General features: G+C 33.3%; 15 protein-coding genes. 3 read left to right on the top strand and 12 right to left on the bottom strand.

Annotation, left to right across the window (positions count from 1 at the left end):
• Positions 1-38: 38 nt before the first annotated feature.
• The 4 genes from QLS65_RS10220 to surE form a co-directional block, all read right to left on the bottom strand.
• On the bottom strand, positions 39-560 hold the full coding sequence (locus QLS65_RS10220; protein ID WP_282717331.1) for a C40 family peptidase: 522 nt from the start codon (positions 558-560) through the stop codon (positions 39-41).
• A 47-nt stretch (positions 561-607) separates the two neighbouring features.
• On the bottom strand, positions 608-1,720 hold the full coding sequence (gene lpxB / locus QLS65_RS10215) for a lipid-A-disaccharide synthase (protein WP_282717329.1): 1,113 nt from the start codon (positions 1,718-1,720) through the stop codon (positions 608-610).
• A gap of 106 nt (positions 1,721-1,826) precedes the next feature.
• Complete coding sequence (locus QLS65_RS10210; RefSeq protein ID WP_282717327.1) at positions 1,827-2,099, bottom strand: hypothetical protein; 273 nt, start codon at positions 2,097-2,099, stop codon at positions 1,827-1,829.
• Entirely contained in the window at positions 2,092-2,871 is a 780-nt protein-coding gene (gene surE, locus QLS65_RS10205) for a 5'/3'-nucleotidase SurE (protein ID WP_282717325.1), read from the bottom strand. Before surE ends, QLS65_RS10210 begins: the two co-directional genes overlap by 8 nt.
• A 209-nt stretch (positions 2,872-3,080) precedes the next feature.
• Between surE and QLS65_RS10200 the strand changes: the two genes are divergently transcribed.
• Both QLS65_RS10200 and QLS65_RS10195 read left to right on the top strand, forming a co-directional pair.
• Positions 3,081-5,258: a carboxy terminal-processing peptidase gene (locus tag QLS65_RS10200; RefSeq protein WP_282717323.1), complete on the top strand. Its 2,178-nt coding sequence runs from the start codon at positions 3,081-3,083 to the stop codon at positions 5,256-5,258.
• 195 nt (positions 5,259-5,453) lie between these two features.
• The gene (locus tag QLS65_RS10195; protein ID WP_282717321.1) at positions 5,454-6,302 is read left to right on the top strand and encodes a DNA/RNA non-specific endonuclease; all 849 of its coding nucleotides are present in this window, start codon (positions 5,454-5,456) and stop codon (positions 6,300-6,302) included.
• A gap of 115 nt (positions 6,303-6,417) precedes the next feature.
• Here QLS65_RS10195 and rodA read toward each other — a convergent pair whose 3' ends face one another.
• From rodA to purH, 6 genes are all read right to left on the bottom strand, one after another.
• Positions 6,418-7,653 carry a rod shape-determining protein RodA gene (rodA, locus tag QLS65_RS10190; protein ID WP_282717319.1) on the bottom strand — a complete coding sequence of 412 codons (1,236 nt, stop codon included), beginning with the start codon at positions 7,651-7,653 and terminating at the stop codon, positions 6,418-6,420.
• Positions 7,654-7,658: 5 nt separating this feature from the next.
• Positions 7,659-9,611 carry a penicillin-binding protein 2 gene (gene mrdA, locus QLS65_RS10185; RefSeq protein ID WP_282717314.1) on the bottom strand — a complete coding sequence of 651 codons (1,953 nt, stop codon included), beginning with the start codon at positions 9,609-9,611 and terminating at the stop codon, positions 7,659-7,661.
• Positions 9,608-10,114, bottom strand: coding sequence for a rod shape-determining protein MreD (locus QLS65_RS10180; protein ID WP_099713618.1), 507 nt, complete (start codon positions 10,112-10,114; stop codon positions 9,608-9,610). Before QLS65_RS10180 ends, mrdA begins: the two co-directional genes overlap by 4 nt.
• A complete protein-coding gene (gene mreC / locus QLS65_RS10175; RefSeq protein ID WP_099713617.1) occupies positions 10,107-10,931 on the bottom strand; it encodes a rod shape-determining protein MreC in 825 nt (274 codons plus the stop codon). Before mreC ends, QLS65_RS10180 begins: the two co-directional genes overlap by 8 nt.
• Before the next feature lie 100 nt (positions 10,932-11,031).
• Positions 11,032-12,060 (bottom strand): rod shape-determining protein, encoded by a 1,029-nt coding sequence (locus QLS65_RS10170; protein ID WP_035668436.1) that lies wholly within the window; start codon positions 12,058-12,060, stop codon positions 11,032-11,034.
• A 53-nt stretch (positions 12,061-12,113) separates the two neighbouring features.
• A complete protein-coding gene (gene purH / locus QLS65_RS10165) occupies positions 12,114-13,640 on the bottom strand; it encodes a bifunctional phosphoribosylaminoimidazolecarboxamide formyltransferase/IMP cyclohydrolase (RefSeq protein ID WP_282717294.1) in 1,527 nt (508 codons plus the stop codon).
• Between the two features lie 198 nt (positions 13,641-13,838).
• Between purH and QLS65_RS10160 the strand changes: the two genes are divergently transcribed.
• Positions 13,839-15,089, top strand: a complete 1,251-nt coding sequence (locus QLS65_RS10160; RefSeq protein ID WP_099713615.1) for an ABC transporter permease — start codon at positions 13,839-13,841, stop codon at positions 15,087-15,089.
• A gap of 118 nt (positions 15,090-15,207) precedes the next feature.
• Here the strand turns inward: QLS65_RS10160 and accD are convergent, their stop codons facing one another.
• On the bottom strand, positions 15,208-16,062 hold the full coding sequence (gene accD / locus QLS65_RS10155; RefSeq protein WP_099713614.1) for an acetyl-CoA carboxylase, carboxyltransferase subunit beta: 855 nt from the start codon (positions 16,060-16,062) through the stop codon (positions 15,208-15,210).
• Positions 16,063-16,161: 99 nt separating this feature from the next.
• The gene (fbaA, locus tag QLS65_RS10150) at positions 16,162-17,229 is read right to left on the bottom strand and encodes a class II fructose-bisphosphate aldolase (protein ID WP_099713613.1); all 1,068 of its coding nucleotides are present in this window, start codon (positions 17,227-17,229) and stop codon (positions 16,162-16,164) included.
• Positions 17,230-17,244: the final 15 nt, after the last annotated feature.

The raw sequence follows: 17,244 nt of genomic DNA, 5'->3' as shown, positions 1-17,244 counted from the left end.
AACTTTATTTTTAAAAGTTATATAGCTTTTTAGCTTGACTATAACACCCGATTTAATTGTACAAAGGTTTTTTTATAATAGGGTTCTTTTGTAGAGGAAATAATTACTCCTTTTGAAGTAGAAGAATGAATGAATTTTATCTCATCATCATTGACTTCAATGACGATTCCTACGTGATTTATCTGTGAATTTTTGTTGGTTTTAAAAAATATTAAGTCTCCTTTTTGCGCCTCTTCGCGTTCTGTATTGATAACCTCACCTATTTTTGACTGTTGATAAGAGTTGCGGGGAAGGGTTATATTATGTGAACTAAAAATGGTATGCATCAAACCGGAACAATCAAAACCTGCTTTTGTTGTACCTGCATATTTGTATTTTACGCCAAGATTTTCAGCAGCTGCATCAATCAATTCTTCTGCAAGACGATTTGTTTTTCTTTTATCGGATTTCGTTAATTTCTCTTTTTTGGTGTCTGATTTTTTAGAAGTAACTATTGGGGAAGTCGATTTACAAGCTGTAAAAAAAATAAGAATCAATAATAGAAATGCGAAATGTTTCAAAAGAATATTTTTTTGATGAATTTAAATAGTAATAAATTAGTTGTAAACTATTGTAAATCAGAAACAATGAATTTAGCGGTTTTTTCACTGGCGCCAATGCCTCCTAATTTGTCTTCTAATAACGCATATTTTTCTAAAAGCGTATTGCGATGATTGGATTCCAGGATTTTTTTCAGTTCTTCACGAATGCGTTTTGTGGTACATTCCTCCTGAATTAATTCGGTTACTACTTCTTCATCCATTATCAAGTTTACTAATGAAATGTATTTAAGTGTGATGATTCGTTTCGCAATTTGGTAGGAAGCCCAGCTGCCTTTGTAGCACACTACTTCCGGAACTTTAAAAAGTGCCGTTTCCAGAGTTGCAGTTCCTGAAGTCACTAATGCGGCAGTTGAATTTCGCAATAAGTCATACGTTTTATTGGAGATGAATTTTATGTTTTCATGAGAAATGAAATTTTTATAAAAAGAGAATTCCTGACTTGGAGCGCCGGCAATTACAAATTGATAGTCGGGAAAATCATTGACAACACTCAACATTACAGATAGCATTTTAGTGATTTCCTGTTTTCTGCTTCCCGGTAAAATAGCGATAATTAGTTTTTCGTCTAATTGATTTTCTTTTCTAAAAAGGACAGGGTCAACTGCGGGTTGATTGTGAATAGCATCAATCAGCGGATGCCCAACAAACTCAACCGGAAAATGATGTTTATCCTCGTAGAATTGTTTTTCGAAAGGTAAAATCACATACATTTTATCAATATCGTGTTTGATGTCGGTAATTCTGCTTTCTTTCCAAGCCCAGATTTGAGGGGAAATATAATAGTGTGTTTTCATGCCCAACGATTTGGCCCATTTTGCAATACGCAAATTAAAACCTGGATAATCTATGAAAATAAGAACATCGGGCTGAAACTCAAGAATGTCTTTTTTGCATATTTTGATGTTATTCAAAATAGTTTTTAAGTTAAAAATCACTTCGATGAAACCCATAAACGCTAATTCCCGATAGTGTTTCACTAAAGTACCGCCAACATTTTTCATCAAATCACCACCCCAAAATCGGATGTCAGCATTTGGATCTTTTTTATACAGTTCTTTCATCAAATTTGAACCATGCAAATCGCCTGAAGCTTCACCCGCTATAATATAATATTTCATGCTTTCTTGATTAGGAGTTTATAAATTTGGATTTCAAACGTATAAAATCATATTTATTTTTAATAATCTGTTTTTTCAATTTGCAAAGATAAACTAATAACGTTTCTTAAATAAACATAGTGAGAATTGCCATAATTATCACGGCTAAAACCACTCCGCGAGCCATTGTTTCTTTGTTCATTTTGAGTAAAACACCAAATGCTACTAGTGTAAGAATAGAACCCAATGTTACGATTTTGCCTAAATTCCCCTGTGATTGCATAATTTGAATTCCAGCAATGAAATTAAATTCCGTAAAAAAAGTTATAAAAATATAACTCCCAAGCAGGGTTGTGGAAAATCCAATTAAAAATCCGATAAACAAGTCTGTTTTATTCATTCCATTTCCAGGTGTTAAGTTGTTGAACTGCATGATGCGCTGTCAAGTCAAATTGAACAGGAACAACGGATATGTATCCGTTTTGTAAAGCCCATTCATCAGTGTCTTCGCCTTTGTCTTGGTTTACAAATTCTCCGGCAAGCCAGTAATAATCCCTTCCTTGAGGTGTTTTTCTTTTGTCAAATTTCTCTACCCAAAGCGCTTTCGCTTGACGACAAATTCGGATTCCTTTAATCTCTTTCTCTTCTAATTTTGGAAAGTTCACATTCAAAACAACTCCTTCCGGCAGTCCGTTTTCTAAAACTTCTAAGGATATTTTTCGAATAAAAGATTTTATATTGTCAAAATTGGCATTCCAATCATAATCCAATAAAGAGAAACCAATGGCAGGAATTTCTTCAATACCTGCTTCAATTGCCGCACTCATTGTCCCGGAATAAATCACATTTATGGAAGAATTTGATCCGTGATTGACACCGGAAACACATAAATCCGGTTTTCGTTTCAAAATTTCATTTACTGCAAATTTCACACAATCTACTGGTGTTCCAGAGCAGCTGTATTCTTTAAATGGGTCATTTTCTTTAGAAATTTCATTCAAATATAAAGTGCTGTTTATGGTAATGGCATGACCCATGGCGCTTTGAGGATTGTCAGGCGCTACCACAACGATTTCGCCTATTTCTGCCATAACGGCAATTAATGCTCTAAGTCCGGGTGCCGAAATACCGTCATCATTGGTTATTAAAATTAAAGGTCTGTCTTTTTTCATTGTTTTATATTTCAAAAAGGGATTGATTATTGATAATTTTGAAGACAAATGTAATAACACAGAATGGAATGTGTAAACAAAAGATAAAAATATGTTATGTTGATTCATTTAACTTAAAACAAAAGAACATTTTTATATCTTTAACAAAAATTTATGGAGGCCTAGCCACTGTTGGCATAGTTTTTACCGTAACTTACATTAAAAGATTCATGAATACTATTATTAACTTTATGAAAAGAAATTATAAAATACTTCTTGTAGTTGTATGCCTTTCGGTGACATTATTTGCGTTCAAAATGAATGCGAAACAATCATCCGATCCCGAAAAAGATAAATTGCTTTTAGAGTTATTGACGTTTGTTATTGAGAAGGGGCATTATAGCCCAGCCACAATTGATGATACGTTCTCTAAAGGTATATATAAAGATTATATTGAAGCGTTAGATCCCTCTAAGCGATTCTTTTTGCAATCAGATATTGATGAATTTTCAAAATTTGAAACGCAATTAGACGATCAGCTATTGAATAAGGATTTGACTTTTTTCAATTTGACTTACGAGCGTTTAATTAAGCGTATGGAAGAAAGCAAAAAGATTTACAAAGATGTTTTGAGCAAGCCTTTTGATTATTCAGTTGAAGAAAGTTTCAATATTGATTATGAAAAAGCACCTTATTCTAAAAATGTTGCTGAACTTAGTGACAAATGGCGTAAACAAATCAAATTATCTACCCTTTCATCTCTTGTTGACAAACAAAAATTAGAAGAAGATAAAAAGAAAAATGATGCCACTTATCAAGTTAAATCTTTTGATGCTTTAGAAAAAGAAACTAGAGAAAGTTCTACAAAATCTTTAGATGAGTATTTTGGTTTCATTAAAGATTTAGATAGAAATGACTGGTTTTCAGTGTATGTAAATTCTATAACAGCGCGTTTTGATCCGCATACTAATTATTTAGCAGCAGAGGATAAAGAACGTTTTGATCAAAGTATCAGCGGTAAATTAGAAGGAATTGGAGCTCGTTTGCAAAAGAAAAATGATCTTACCGAGATTTCTGAACTTATTTCTGGTGGTCCAGCTTGGAGAGGAAAACAGCTAGAAGCAGGAGACTTGATCATGAAAGTAGCTCAAGGTAATGGCGAAGCGGTTGATGTTGTAGGGATGCGTTTGGATGATGTTGTGAAGAAAATTAAAGGGCCTAAAGGTTCAGAAGTTCGTCTTACTGTGAAAAAAGTGGACGGAACCATTAAGATTATTTCTATCATCAGAGATATTGTTGAAATAGAAGAAACGTATGCAAAATCCAGTATTGTAGACAAAAATGGACTGAAATACGGAGTGATTTATTTGCCAAAATTCTACATTGATTTTGAAAATAAAGACGGAAGAGATGCAGGAAAAGACATTGCATTAGAAGTTGACCGATTAAAAAAATCTGGTGTAAACGGAATTATTCTTGATGTTCGTGATGATGGTGGTGGATCTTTGTCTACTGTTGTTGATATTGCAGGATTGTTTATTGAACAAGGTCCAATTGTGCAAATTAAATCAGCAGGAAGACAAAAAGAAGTTCTTTATGACAGAGATAAAAAAATTGAATGGGATGGTCCTTTAGTAATTATGGTAAATAGTTTCTCAGCCTCGGCTTCAGAGATTCTGGCTGCTGCAATTCAGGATTATAAAAGAGGAATTATCATTGGAAGTAAGCAAACCTACGGTAAAGGAACGGTGCAAAATGTATATGACTTGAATACTTTTGTACGCAATAGTGCAGTAGGGGACTTGGGTGCCATAAAGACCACTACACAAAAATTTTATAGAATAAATGGTGGGTCTACTCAACTAGAAGGTGTGCAAAGTGATATTGTTATGCCGGACAGATATGCTTATTTAAAAATGGGCGAACGTGACATTGACAATGCAATGCCTTGGGATAAAATTGATCAGGCTGATTATAGTGTTTGGAATAATAATGCCAACTTTAATCAAGCAATTGCCAATAGTAAAAACAGAATTAGTAAAAATCCACAGTTCCAATTAATTGAGGAAAATGCAAAATGGATTGATAGTAGAAGTGAAGAGAATGTTTATAGCTTGAATATTGACAAATTTAAGATTGCTCAAGCCGAAATTGAAGAGAAGGCTAAAAAATATAAGCCAATCGTAAATTACAAAAACACATTGACATTTACTTCTTTACCTTATGAAGCTGAAGTGATGAGTAAAGATGCTTCTTTGAAAGAAAAAAGAGAAATCTGGCATGAATCTTTAGCTAAAGATATTTATGTAGAAGAGGCAATTAATGTTTTGGATGATTTGCAACCTAAATCAATTTCGAAAAAAGATATTCCTGTTAAAATGAAAAAAAATAAATTAGCGAAATCTTAATAAAGAATTTGTTAGTTCATAAAACATACAAGTATTAGTAACTATTACGCTCCAAAAATTCTCATTGAATTTTTGGAGCGTTTTTAGTTTGAGTGAATTATTAATTAATTAAAATAGCTTTAAGATGTTTTTTTAGTCAATTTAGACTGCTTGTTTTGATTTTAAAAACAGAAGAATCCTTATATATAGTTAGCAATGAAAAATAGAAAATTATTCACTTTGATATTTATTATTCTTTACGGGATCCTTTTTTCTTCCTGTAAAAAGGATTTGGATGCAGGAAATCCAGATGCATCGAATGGGAGAAAGGAAGGAGACTTAATTCAGGTTGTCAGTGCTGAGAATAGTGCTGTAAGTTCAGTGGGAAATTTTGATTTTTTGCCCTCATCTAGAACCAATCAAGTTGTCAGACATAAATATTACACTTTGTCCTATAATGAAGCTCATGAACAGGCAGAATGGGTGGCTTATGAGCTGAAGAAAAACTATATTAAGAATAATAACTTTAAGCGTCCTTTTTTTATTGAGGATACCAAAGTAAAAACGGGTTCTGCTGATTGGAGAAATTATAAAAAGTCAATATATGATAAAGGTCATCTTTGTCCTGCAGGTGATATGGAGTTTGCTTTAGATGCTTATAACGAAACTTTTTTCACTTCAAATATTTCTCCTCAAGTGCGTAATTTTAATAACGGAGTCTGGAATAGATTAGAACAAAAAGTACGTTATTGGGCTGTAAAATATGATGGAATTTATGTGATTACGGGTGGAGTTTTAGAATCCTCATTAATAACAATAGGTAAAGAAAAGGTTTCGGTTCCTAAGTTTTTTTATAAAATTTTATTGGATAATTCTGGTGGCAACATGAAAATGATTGGTTTTCTGATTCCCAATTCAGAAAGTGATAAACCACTATATAGTTTTGTGGTTTCGGTTGATTATATCGAAAAAATGACCGGAATTAACTTCTTTCCAAAATTGAATGACAACATTGAAAATCAATTGGAAAAAAGGACAGATTATAAAAATTGGAGTTTTAATTAACTCTACTGGGAATAAGAATTTTTAAAGTTTCTGTTTTTGCAAAGAGGTAAGCGTATAAATAATTGAAATAAAACAATAAACAAGAATAAAATCTTGATAATTAAGGCCTATTTAATTACCATTCATTTACTTTATTGGCATCCATTTTTATAAATATAAACAACAATATAGTAAAGCCCCAAAGTCCCGAACCTCCGTAAGAAAAGAAAGGAAGCGGAACCCCAATAGTTGGGAAAATACCAACTACCATGGCTATATTTACAAAGAAATGTGTAAATAAAACCCCTGCAACACAATATCCATATACCCTGCTGAATTTTGTTTTTTGTCTTTCTGCCAAGTATATTATTCTAAGAAATAAACCTGAAAAAAGGGCGATAACAACTAAAGAGCCAACAAATCCCCATTCTTCACCCACTGTTGTGAATATATAATCTGTATGTTGCTCAGGAACAAATCCGCCTTTGGTTTGTGTTCCTTCAAGAAACCCTTTTCCAAACCAACCTCCCGAACCAATGGCTATTTCGGATTGATTGGTGTTATAACCGATTCCTTTCAGATCGACGGTTTTGCCTAAAAGTATATTAAAACGATCCCTGTGATGTTGTTTAAATACATTTTCAAAAACATAGTTTACAGACAGTACAAATCCAGAAATAACCACTAAAAGGATGCTGCTCAGAACAATATTTCTATCGGCTAATCTTGATTTTAAATGAACTAATATTAATGTAACTAATGCTATAAGAATTACGTACTGTGGCTCTAATATCAGTGTTAATACAAATAAAAGGATGGTAATAAATCCTGTCCAAACATACCATGACGGTAGCCCTTCGCGGTATAAAACGATGATGAATATGCTGTATATTAAAGCACTTCCGGGGTCAGGTTGCGGAAGTATCAGGATGACAGGCAAAAGAATTATTGCAAGAGCTTGTACCTGCCTATTGACTTCTTTTAAATTGATCTGGGTGTCACTTAAATATTTGGCTAATGCCAAGGCTGTGGCCGCTTTTGCAAATTCAGAAGGTTGAATTGTAAAACTTCCTATTGCATACCAACAACGTTGACCCGCTATGGTTTTACCAAATAAAAACAATCCCGCTAATGTAAGTAAGGAAATTCCAAAAATGATACTTGCGTATTTTTCATAAAATTTACCGTCAACAGAAAGCACAATGAAAATTAATGGAATGGTTAATATAATGAATATAAGCTGTTTCTCATGAGTGTCTTCCATTGATGAGAGAGAAGACGAATAAATATTTAGCCAACCCAAAATAACTAATGAAACATAGATTATTATGCTTATCCAGTCAATGTTATTTGTTATGCTTTGGTTTTTCATCTGAATTAAATAGCTTGTTTATTCGATTTTGTGGTATCTGTTTTTGCTTTCACTGTTGGAATAGTTGTTTTCTTTTTTAGAAGAGAGTCGCTAATTCTTAATTGTAATTTTACGGCTTCTGACAGTCCTCCTAATTTAGCATATCGACTTTGTAAACTTGTTGCAAGAATTCTTTTTTCCAGGTCTACTCTGGTGATTTTTTGTCTTAAATATTTTTCTATCATCAAACTGGCAATTGGTCCAGCTATAGTTGCTCCATATCCACCATTTTCAACCATAACTGCAATTGCAATTTTTGGATTGTCTTTTGGTGCAAAAGCTACAAATATTGAATGGTCTTCCATTTTTACGCGTACTCCTCCAATTTTAGCAAAATTTTCTGCTGTTCCAGTCTTTCCACAAATATCAATTCCTTCCACTCGTAGGGATCTTGCTGTTCCTAAGTTGTAAACATCAAATAAACCGCTGATAATTGGTTTGAAATGTTTTTTATCAATTGTGGTTTCATGTTTGGTAGTGAATTTTTCGTCAATTTTGTGCCCTTCAATTTTTTTGATGATATGAGGCGTATAATAATGACCTTCGTTAGCTATTGTTGCCATCATATTCGCCAGTTGAATAGGAGTCATTAGAACTTCACCTTGTCCAATTGAATTAGAAACAATAGTAGTACTTCTCCAGCCACCGTTAGGATAAATGCGTTTGTATGTTTTTGAATCGGGTACGTTTCCTTTTTTACCAGTTGGTAAATCATATCCCATGAATTGTCCAAGACCAAAACTTTTCACGTGTTTGCTCCAAATATCAACCGCTTGTGCAGGTTTTGAATATTTATTTATAGTCTTCATATAAGCCGTTGCAAAATAGGAGTTGCAAGATTCAAAGATACCTCGGTGTAATTGAAGTGCGCCTCCATGACAGTGACATCCCATAAAACGTCCTCTTGCATAGCTAAAACCTCGATTACAAAAAACAGTAGTATTGTCATCAATTACTCCTTCTTGTAATGCTACAAGTCCAGTTAAAATCTTGAATGGAGATCCCGGTGGATATTCAGCCAGTAAACCTCTGTCATAAAGTGGTTTTGCTATGGAATCACGATATAATTCAGTATAATTCTTAGATCGTTGTCTTCCTACTAATATTCCGGGGTCATACGATGGAGCAGTTACAAGCGCCAATATTTCACCGGTACTAGGTTCAATTGCTACAATTCCACCTCGTTTATTAATCATTAATTCCTCCCCATATTTTTGAATTTCAGCATCTATGGTCAGATTTATGTCTTCTCCTTGAACAGCGATAGTGTCGTATTTCCCATCTTTATAAGAACCTATTTCCCTGTTGTATTTGTCTTTTTGAATGTATTTTACACCTTTCACTCCGCGTAAAAGATCTTCATAGCTTTCTTCAACTCCTTGTCTTCCAATTAAGTCACCACTATTATAATACGGATTTTTAGCGACTAGTTTTTCATTTACCTGTGTGATGAATCCAAAAATATTGGCTCCAAAATCTACTTCATAATCACGAAGGGAACGTTTTTGAAAATAAAAACCTTCATATTTTCTTATTTTTTCTTGAAAAGCAGCAAATTCACTTTTGTTCAATTGAGATAAAAAAACAGATGGCAAGCGCGGACTGTATACTGTAGCTTTTTCAATTTTTTTAATGAAATCTTCTTTTGTGATATTCAATAATTGACAAAATTCTAAAGTATCAGTATTTTTGACTTCTCTAGGAATGACCATGATGTCATAAGATGCTTGGTTAGCAACTAATAACTTTCCTTTCCTATCATACATATATCCTCTTTCAGGATATTCATACTTTTTTTTAATGGCATTGTTTTCAGACTTTAGTTTTAAAGTGTCGTCAACAATCTGCAAATAAAAGATACGCATTACAAGCAAAGATGTAGCTATAATGATTAAAGAAGGCAACAAGACTTTTCTCATCTTTTGTTCGGCTTAATAAGATATATTATGATAATGCAAATAATGATTGTGAATACAGTACTTAATAATGTTCTAATTAGTATATCAAAAATAAAGCTAAACTGGAATGCTTCCAGTAAAAATAACGTAAAATGGTGTATAACAACAGAAAGTAATATAAAAGAGAATCTTTCAGGTGTCAAAACGTCATTTAATTTTACAGTTTGATATTCATAACTTAGACCAAAAGCAAATTTAAAAATAGCGGGTCTAAAATAGGCTAGAACTAAACATGCAGTGGCATGTATTCCGCCTGAATTGCTAAACATATCCATAATAAGTCCAAGTATGAAACTCGCCACTACAAGACCAGATTTGTTTCCGTTTACAGGGTAAAGTATTATAAACAATATATAAGGGAAAGGACTTATATAACCCAAAAAATTCATATTGTTGAATATGATAATTTGAACTGCCAATAACAGAATAAATCGAAAAATATTGACTAACAATGCGCTATTCATCCTTTTCTCTTTTTTCTAAATTAATGATTTCTTCACGATCTTTCCTTTTTATGATATAGACATGACCTAAGTTTGTCATGTCGTTGAATAGTCTGACGTTTATTTTATAATAATTAGTTTCTTCTTCAGTATAGATATTTTCAATAGTACCTATTCCTATATTTTCTGGAAAAATTACAGATTGTCCGCCAGTTACAATTGTATCGCCTTTTCTTATCGCTGCTAATCTAGGAACATCTACCAATTGAACAAATCCAGTACTTTTTCCGTCCCAAACAAGTGACCCAAAGTGATTTGACTTTTTGATTTTGGCATTGATTTGAGATTTTTTATTCAGAATACTGATTACAGTAGAATATTTTGGCGATGTATTCTCTATGATTCCAACAATTCCTAAACTGTTAATTACCCCCATATCTGGTTTTACACCTTGCAATTCTCCTGAATTCAAGGTTAAGTAATTTTCATGGACATTATAGGAGTTGTGTATTACTTTGGAAACAACAATATCGTCTGGTTTTACCCCTTTAATACTGTCTAGTTTTTTTATTGCAGTAGTATCTTTACGATTGAATAGAAGGCTTCTTAGCTTTGCATTTTCAAGAGCAAGTGCATCATTTTGAGTTTTTAAATTCAAGTATTCGTTAAGGTTATTCACCTTTTCGTACACTCCGCCACTTAAAAAGTTTGCGGAACTAATTATTTTACTCCTGTGGAAAGAATGGGATTGGATAGTTAGCGATAACGAGATACCCAAAAGCAGCAAAAACAGTAATCTATTACTGTTTTTAAAAATAAAATTAAATATTTGCTGCATTTCTTAACGGTATAATGTAAATAACTGTATGTCTTTTTTTGTAATCTAATTGTTGTAAATTGACTTGAGCTTGAAGGCTGGCAAGTGTAACAAAAACGAATTACTTAATCAAAATGCTTTTAAATTTTGTAATGTTTTTAAGTGCCATACCAGTTCCTCTAACAACTGCTCTTAATGGATCTTCTGCAATGTAAACAGGTAAATCTGTTTTTTGCGAAATCCTTTTATCAAGACCTCTTAACATAGATCCTCCACCTGCAAGATAAATTCCTGTGTTGTAAATATCGGCTGCTAATTCAGGAGGTGTTTGTGATAAAGTTTCCATTACTGCATCTTCAATTCGTTGGATTGATTTGTCTAATGCTTTAGCAATTTCTCTATATGAAACTTCTACTTGTTTTGGTTTACCGGTAAGTAAATCTCTACCTTGAACAGACATGTCTTCTGGAGGAGTTTCTAAATCTTCAATAGCGGCACCAATTTGAATTTTGATTTTTTCAGCAGTACTTTCTCCAACAAAAAGATTGTGTTGTGTACGCATGTAATAAACAATGTCATTTGTAAATACATCACCAGCAATTTTTACTGATTTATCACATACAATTCCGCCTAATGCAATTACTGCAATTTCAGTTGTTCCACCACCTATATCAACAATCATGTTTCCTTTTGGTTGCATGATATCTATCCCAATACCTATTGCTGCTGCCATAGGTTCATGTATCAAATAAACTTCTTTACCATTTACTCTTTCGCATGATTCTTTTACGGCTCTCATTTCCACTTCAGTAATGCCTGAAGGAATACAAACAACCATTCTTAATGCGGGAGTAAACATTCTTTTTTTCAATGCCGGTATGCTTTTTATAAACATACTGATCATTTTTTCTGAAGCATCAAAATCAGCAATTACACCATCTTTCAAAGGTCTTATCGTTTTAATGTTTTCATGTGTTTTTCCCTGCATCATGTTGGCTTCTTTACCAACAGCGATGATTTTGCCTGAAACTCTATCACGAGCAACTATCGAAGGGCTGTCTATGACAACTTTATCATTATGTATGATTAAAGTGTTGGCGGTACCAAGGTCTATCGCAATATCCTCGGTCATGAAATCAAAAAATCCCATAAGTTTTTTAAGGGTTAAAAGTTATAAATTTGTGACGGGCAAAGTTAAACAAATTAATGTTTAAAATGACGAGTTCCTGTAAATACCATTGCAACTTTATTTTCATTACAATAATTAATACTCAATTCGTCTTTTATAGATCCTCCTGGCTGAATTACAGCAGTTATTCCGGCTTCTTTAGCGATTTCTACACAATCTGGAAAAGGGAAAAACGCGTCGCTTGCCATTACTGCACCATGCAAATCAAAGTGAAAATTATTCGCTTTTTCTATTGCTTGTTGCAAGGCATCAACTCTTGATGTCTGTCCTGTACCTGACGCAATAAGTGTACCGTTTTTTGCAAAAACAATCGTGTTTGATTTTGTGTTTTTACAAATTTTAGAAGCAAAAATTAAATCCTGAATTTCTTGTTCAGTAGGTTCAGTTATAGTAACGGTTTTTAAGTCTTCTTTATTGTCGGTTATGTTGTTTCTTTCCTGAACTAAAATTCCGTTTAAGCAAGTACGAACTTGTTTTTGTGGTAATTCTACTTCGTTTTGGATTAATATAATTCGGTTTTTCTTTTCTTGTAAAATTGCAATGGCTTCAGTATCATATTCTGGAGCAATTACAACTTCGCAAAACAATTTGTTTATTTCTGAAGCAGTAGCAACATCAATTTTTGTATTCGAAATTAAAACACCCCCAAAAGCTGAAGTAGGATCGCAGGCCAAAGCCGCAAGATACGCTTCACTAATGGTATTTCTTGACGCTAAACCACAGGCATTATTGTGTTTTAATATAGCAAATGTAGGACCGTCATTTTTGAATTCATTAATCAAATTTACGGCAGCATCTACATCTAATAAATTATTGTAAGACAATTCTTTTCCGTGAACTTTGTTGAACATTGCGTCAAAATCCCCGAAGAAAAATCCTTTTTGATGAGGGTTTTCACCGTATCTTAAAACTTGACCGTTAGCAATGCTTTGTTTGTATATTGTTTCGTCAGTGTTGAAATAATTGAAAATTGCAGTATCATAATGAGATGAAACATGAAATGCTTTTGTAGCCAATAATTTTCTGTCTTCCAATGTTGTAGCTCCATTTTGCTCTGTAATCAAGTCCAAAAGCAAACCATATTGGTCAACCGATGCTACAATTACAGTGTCCTTGAAGTTTTTTGCGGCAGCACGTATTAAAGAAATTCCACCAATATCTATTTTTTCAATAATATCTGATTCACTAGCTCCGGAAGCTACTGTTTTTTCAAAAGGATATAAGTCAACAATTACTAAATCTATTTGTGGAATGTTGAACTCTATCATTTGTTGTACATCACTCTCGTTGTCTTGGCGGTTTAAGATTCCTCCAAAAACTTTTGGGTGTAATGTTTTTACTCTACCACCCAAAATAGAAGGGTAGGAAGTAACATCTTCAACAGGAATTACAGGTATTCCTAAATTTTTTATAAAATCCTCAGTCCCTCCAGTAGAATAAAGTGTAACATTTTGACTGTTTAGTTGTCTTACTATAGGTTCTAATCCTTCTTTTGAAAAGACAGAGATTAATGCAGATTGAATTGTTTTTGTTGTGTTCATTATGTAGTTATAGTTATAAAGTGCAAAAATAGTTTTTTAATGTGAAAATTAAGCCATTTGAAAATGAGATAATGTGTAATTTTTACTCCTATTTCATTGGCAAAGGTAAAATAATTGATTCACACGGCAACGAATGCATTTTTCATTAGGTTTTTGATTAATATTTATGGAATTTTACTTTAATACAAAAAAATTTTTATGCTAGTTTACCTTCGATTATTAAAAGAGAGTTTGGGCTTTGCAATGAATGCATTGCGAAACAACAAGTTAAGAACATTGCTTTCTTTGTTAGGAGTTACTATTGGAATTTTTTCGATTATAGCCGTGCTTGCTGCTGTTGACTCTTTGGACAGAAAAATTACAAAAGACTTGAGTAGTTTAGATAAAAATACGATTTATCTAATGAAATTTTCTTTTGGACCTTCAGAGATTCCACAATGGAAAAGAGAGCAATTTCCTAATGTGAAGTACGATGAGTACAATTTCATGAAAGGTGCTATGACTAATACGGACCAGATGGCATATCAAATATTTACTCGAAGAGAGACTATTAAATATGAATCGAAAACAGTAAGTGACATCAATATTGTTCCTGTTTCACATGAATTTATAGATATTCAAGGCCTTGAATTTGATAAAGGGAGATTTTATAATGAATCTGAAGCTAATTCTGGTGCAACAGTTATTGTTTTGGGAAATGAAATTGCAAAATCCTTATTTGAAGAGTCTGAGCCTATCGGAAAAAATGTTCGTTTGTATGGCAAGCGTTTTACGGTTATTGGTGTCATTAAAAAAGAAGGTTCAGGTTTGTTTGGAGACAGTAATGATACATCAGCGTATATTCCAGTAAATTTTGTTCGTCAGTTGTATGGAGACAACAATACTTCCTTGACTAATGTTATTATTTTTAAACCAGAAAAAGGAGTGGATATGGATGCCTATAAAAGTGAAATTTCTCAAAAACTAAGAAGTTTTAGAGGTTTGAAAGCAGGTGAAATAGACAATTTTTTTATTAATGTATTTTCTGGTTTTACGGATCTTATAGATGGGATTTTAGGACAAATGAATGTTGTAGGCTGGATAATTAGTGGTTTTTCGTTACTGGTAGGAGGTTTTGGGATTGCCAATATTATGTTTGTTTCGGTAAAAGAACGAACTAATTTGATTGGAATTCAGAAATCATTAGGAGCCAAAAACAGATTTATACTATTTCAGTTTTTGTTTGAAGCCATAATACTTTCAGTGATTGGCGGAATGATTGGACTTTTTCTGGTTTGGATAATTTCTGTAATCTTGACAAAAGCATTAGATTTCGAATTTGTTTTAAGCGCTGGTAATATTATTCTGGGAACTGGATTAGCTGCTGTAATTGGATTGATATCCGGAATACTTCCTGCCATTTCTGCTTCGAAACTTGATCCTGTGGAAGCGATTAGAACAGGAATGTAAATTATACGAACTTTATTAAAGAAATAAAAAAAACAGCTTTCAGATAATTTTGAAAGCTGTTTTTGTTTGTAGTGAAATAGTTAAAAAATAAAAAATCCCGAGCAATCGGGATTTTCATTTATCTAATAGTATTGTTTTGAATCAAATCGATATACAAGTTGATCTTGTCTTTCAATTCTTTTCTAGGTGTAATAAAGTCTAAGAAGCCGTGTTCAAGTAAGAACTCAGCAGTCTGGAAACCTTCCGGTAAATCTTTACCTGTTGTGTCTCTTACAACTCTTGGTCCGGCAAAGCCAATTAATGCGCCTGGTTCAGAAATATTAATATCTCCCAACATGGCGTAAGAAGCAGTTGTTCCTCCAGTTGTTGGATCCGTACATAACGAAATGTAAGGCAATTTTGCTTCGGCAAGTTGAGCCAGTTTTACTGATGTTTTTGCTAATTGCATTAATGAATATGCAGCTTCCATCATTCTTGCTCCACCTGATTTTGAAATCATTACAAAAGGCAGCTTGTTTTTGATGGCGTGATCGATTCCTCTTGCGATTTTTTCTCCCACTACAGCTCCCATAGAACCTCCGATAAAGGCAAAATCCATACAGCAGATAACAACATCTTTCCCTTTTGATTTACCAACTCCGGTACGCACTGCATCTTTAAGTTTGGTTTTTTCCATAACATCTTTCAAACGATCTGCATATTTTTTTGTATCAACAAAATGCAAAGGATCTTTAGAAGTCATGTTTTTATCTAATTCAACAAATTCATTGTTGTCAAATAAAATTTGAAAATATTCTGTACTTCCAATTCTAACGTGAAAACCATCTTCGGGACTTACAAATAAGTTACGAGCTAGTTCATCGGCATCAATAATTTTTCCAGTTGGAGATTTGTACCAAAGCCCTTTTGGAATGTCCATTTTGTCTTCGGTAGCAGTAGTAATCCCTTTTTCTTTTCTTTTAAACCAAGCCATTTTTCTAGTATTCAGTGTTCAGTAATCAGTTCCTGTAATTTATGGTTTAGATTTCAAATCCCGATAGTTACATCGGGATTTGGAATTAAACTTAATCTATTATAGTGTATTTACGTTGTTCAAGTCAGCAAATGCTTGTTCAAGTCTTGCGTTGAAAGTAACTTCACTTTCACGCAACCATTTTCTTGGATCGTAATATTTTTTGTTTGGAGCATCAGAACCTTCTGGGTTTCCAATTTGAGTTTTCAAATAATCGATGTTTTTTACCATGTAATCACGGATACCTTCCGTGAAAGCAAATTGTAAATCAGTATCGATATTCATTTTTATTACTCCGTAGCTTATTCCTTCTCTGATTTCTTCTAATGTAGAACCTGAACCACCGTGGAAAACGAAGTCTACCGGGTTGTGTCCTGTATTGAATTTATTTTGAACAAAATCTTGAGAATTTTTTAAGATTTTTGGAGTCAATTTTACATTTCCTGGTTTGTAAACTCCATGTACGTTTCCAAAAGCAGCTGCAATTGTAAATTTAGGGCTTACTTTAGAAAGTTCTTCGTATGCGTAAGCAACTTCTTCAGGTTGTGTGTATAATTTAGAACTATCAACATCAGAGTTGTCAACACCATCTTCTTCACCACCAGTAATTCCAAGTTCGATTTCAAGTGTCATTCCCATTTTGCTCATTCTTTCTAAATATCCTTTGCAAATTTCGATGTTTTCTTCGATAGGCTCCTCAGATAAGTCAATCATGTGAGAAGAAAATAATGGTTTTCCAGTTTCAGCAAAATGTTTTTCTGAAGCATCTAATAAACCGTCAATCCAAGGCAATAATTTTTTTGCACAGTGGTCAGTATGTAAAATTACGGTTGCTCCGTAAGCTTCCGCCAAAGTATGAATGTGTAATGCACCAGCAATTCCACCAGCGATTGCTGCTTTTTCACCTGCATTAGAAAGTCCTTTTCCTGCATTAAATTGTGCTCCTCCATTAGAGAATTGAATGATAACCGGAGCATTAAGTTTTGCTGCAGTTTCAAGTACACCATTGATCGTATTTGATCCCGTAACATTTACTGCCGGAAGTGCAAATCCTTTTTCTTTAGCATAATTAAAAATTTCCTGAACCTGATCTCCTGTAGCTACGCCTGGTTTTATGTTGTGTGCCATTGTAATTTTTTTAGT

The sequence above is a fragment of the Flavobacterium algoritolerans genome, assembly GCF_030010385.1.
Lineage (GTDB): Bacteria > Bacteroidota > Bacteroidia > Flavobacteriales > Flavobacteriaceae > Flavobacterium > Flavobacterium algoritolerans.
Note: the sequence above shows the minus strand (reverse complement) of the source record. Positions and strands in the feature narration are given on the sequence as shown.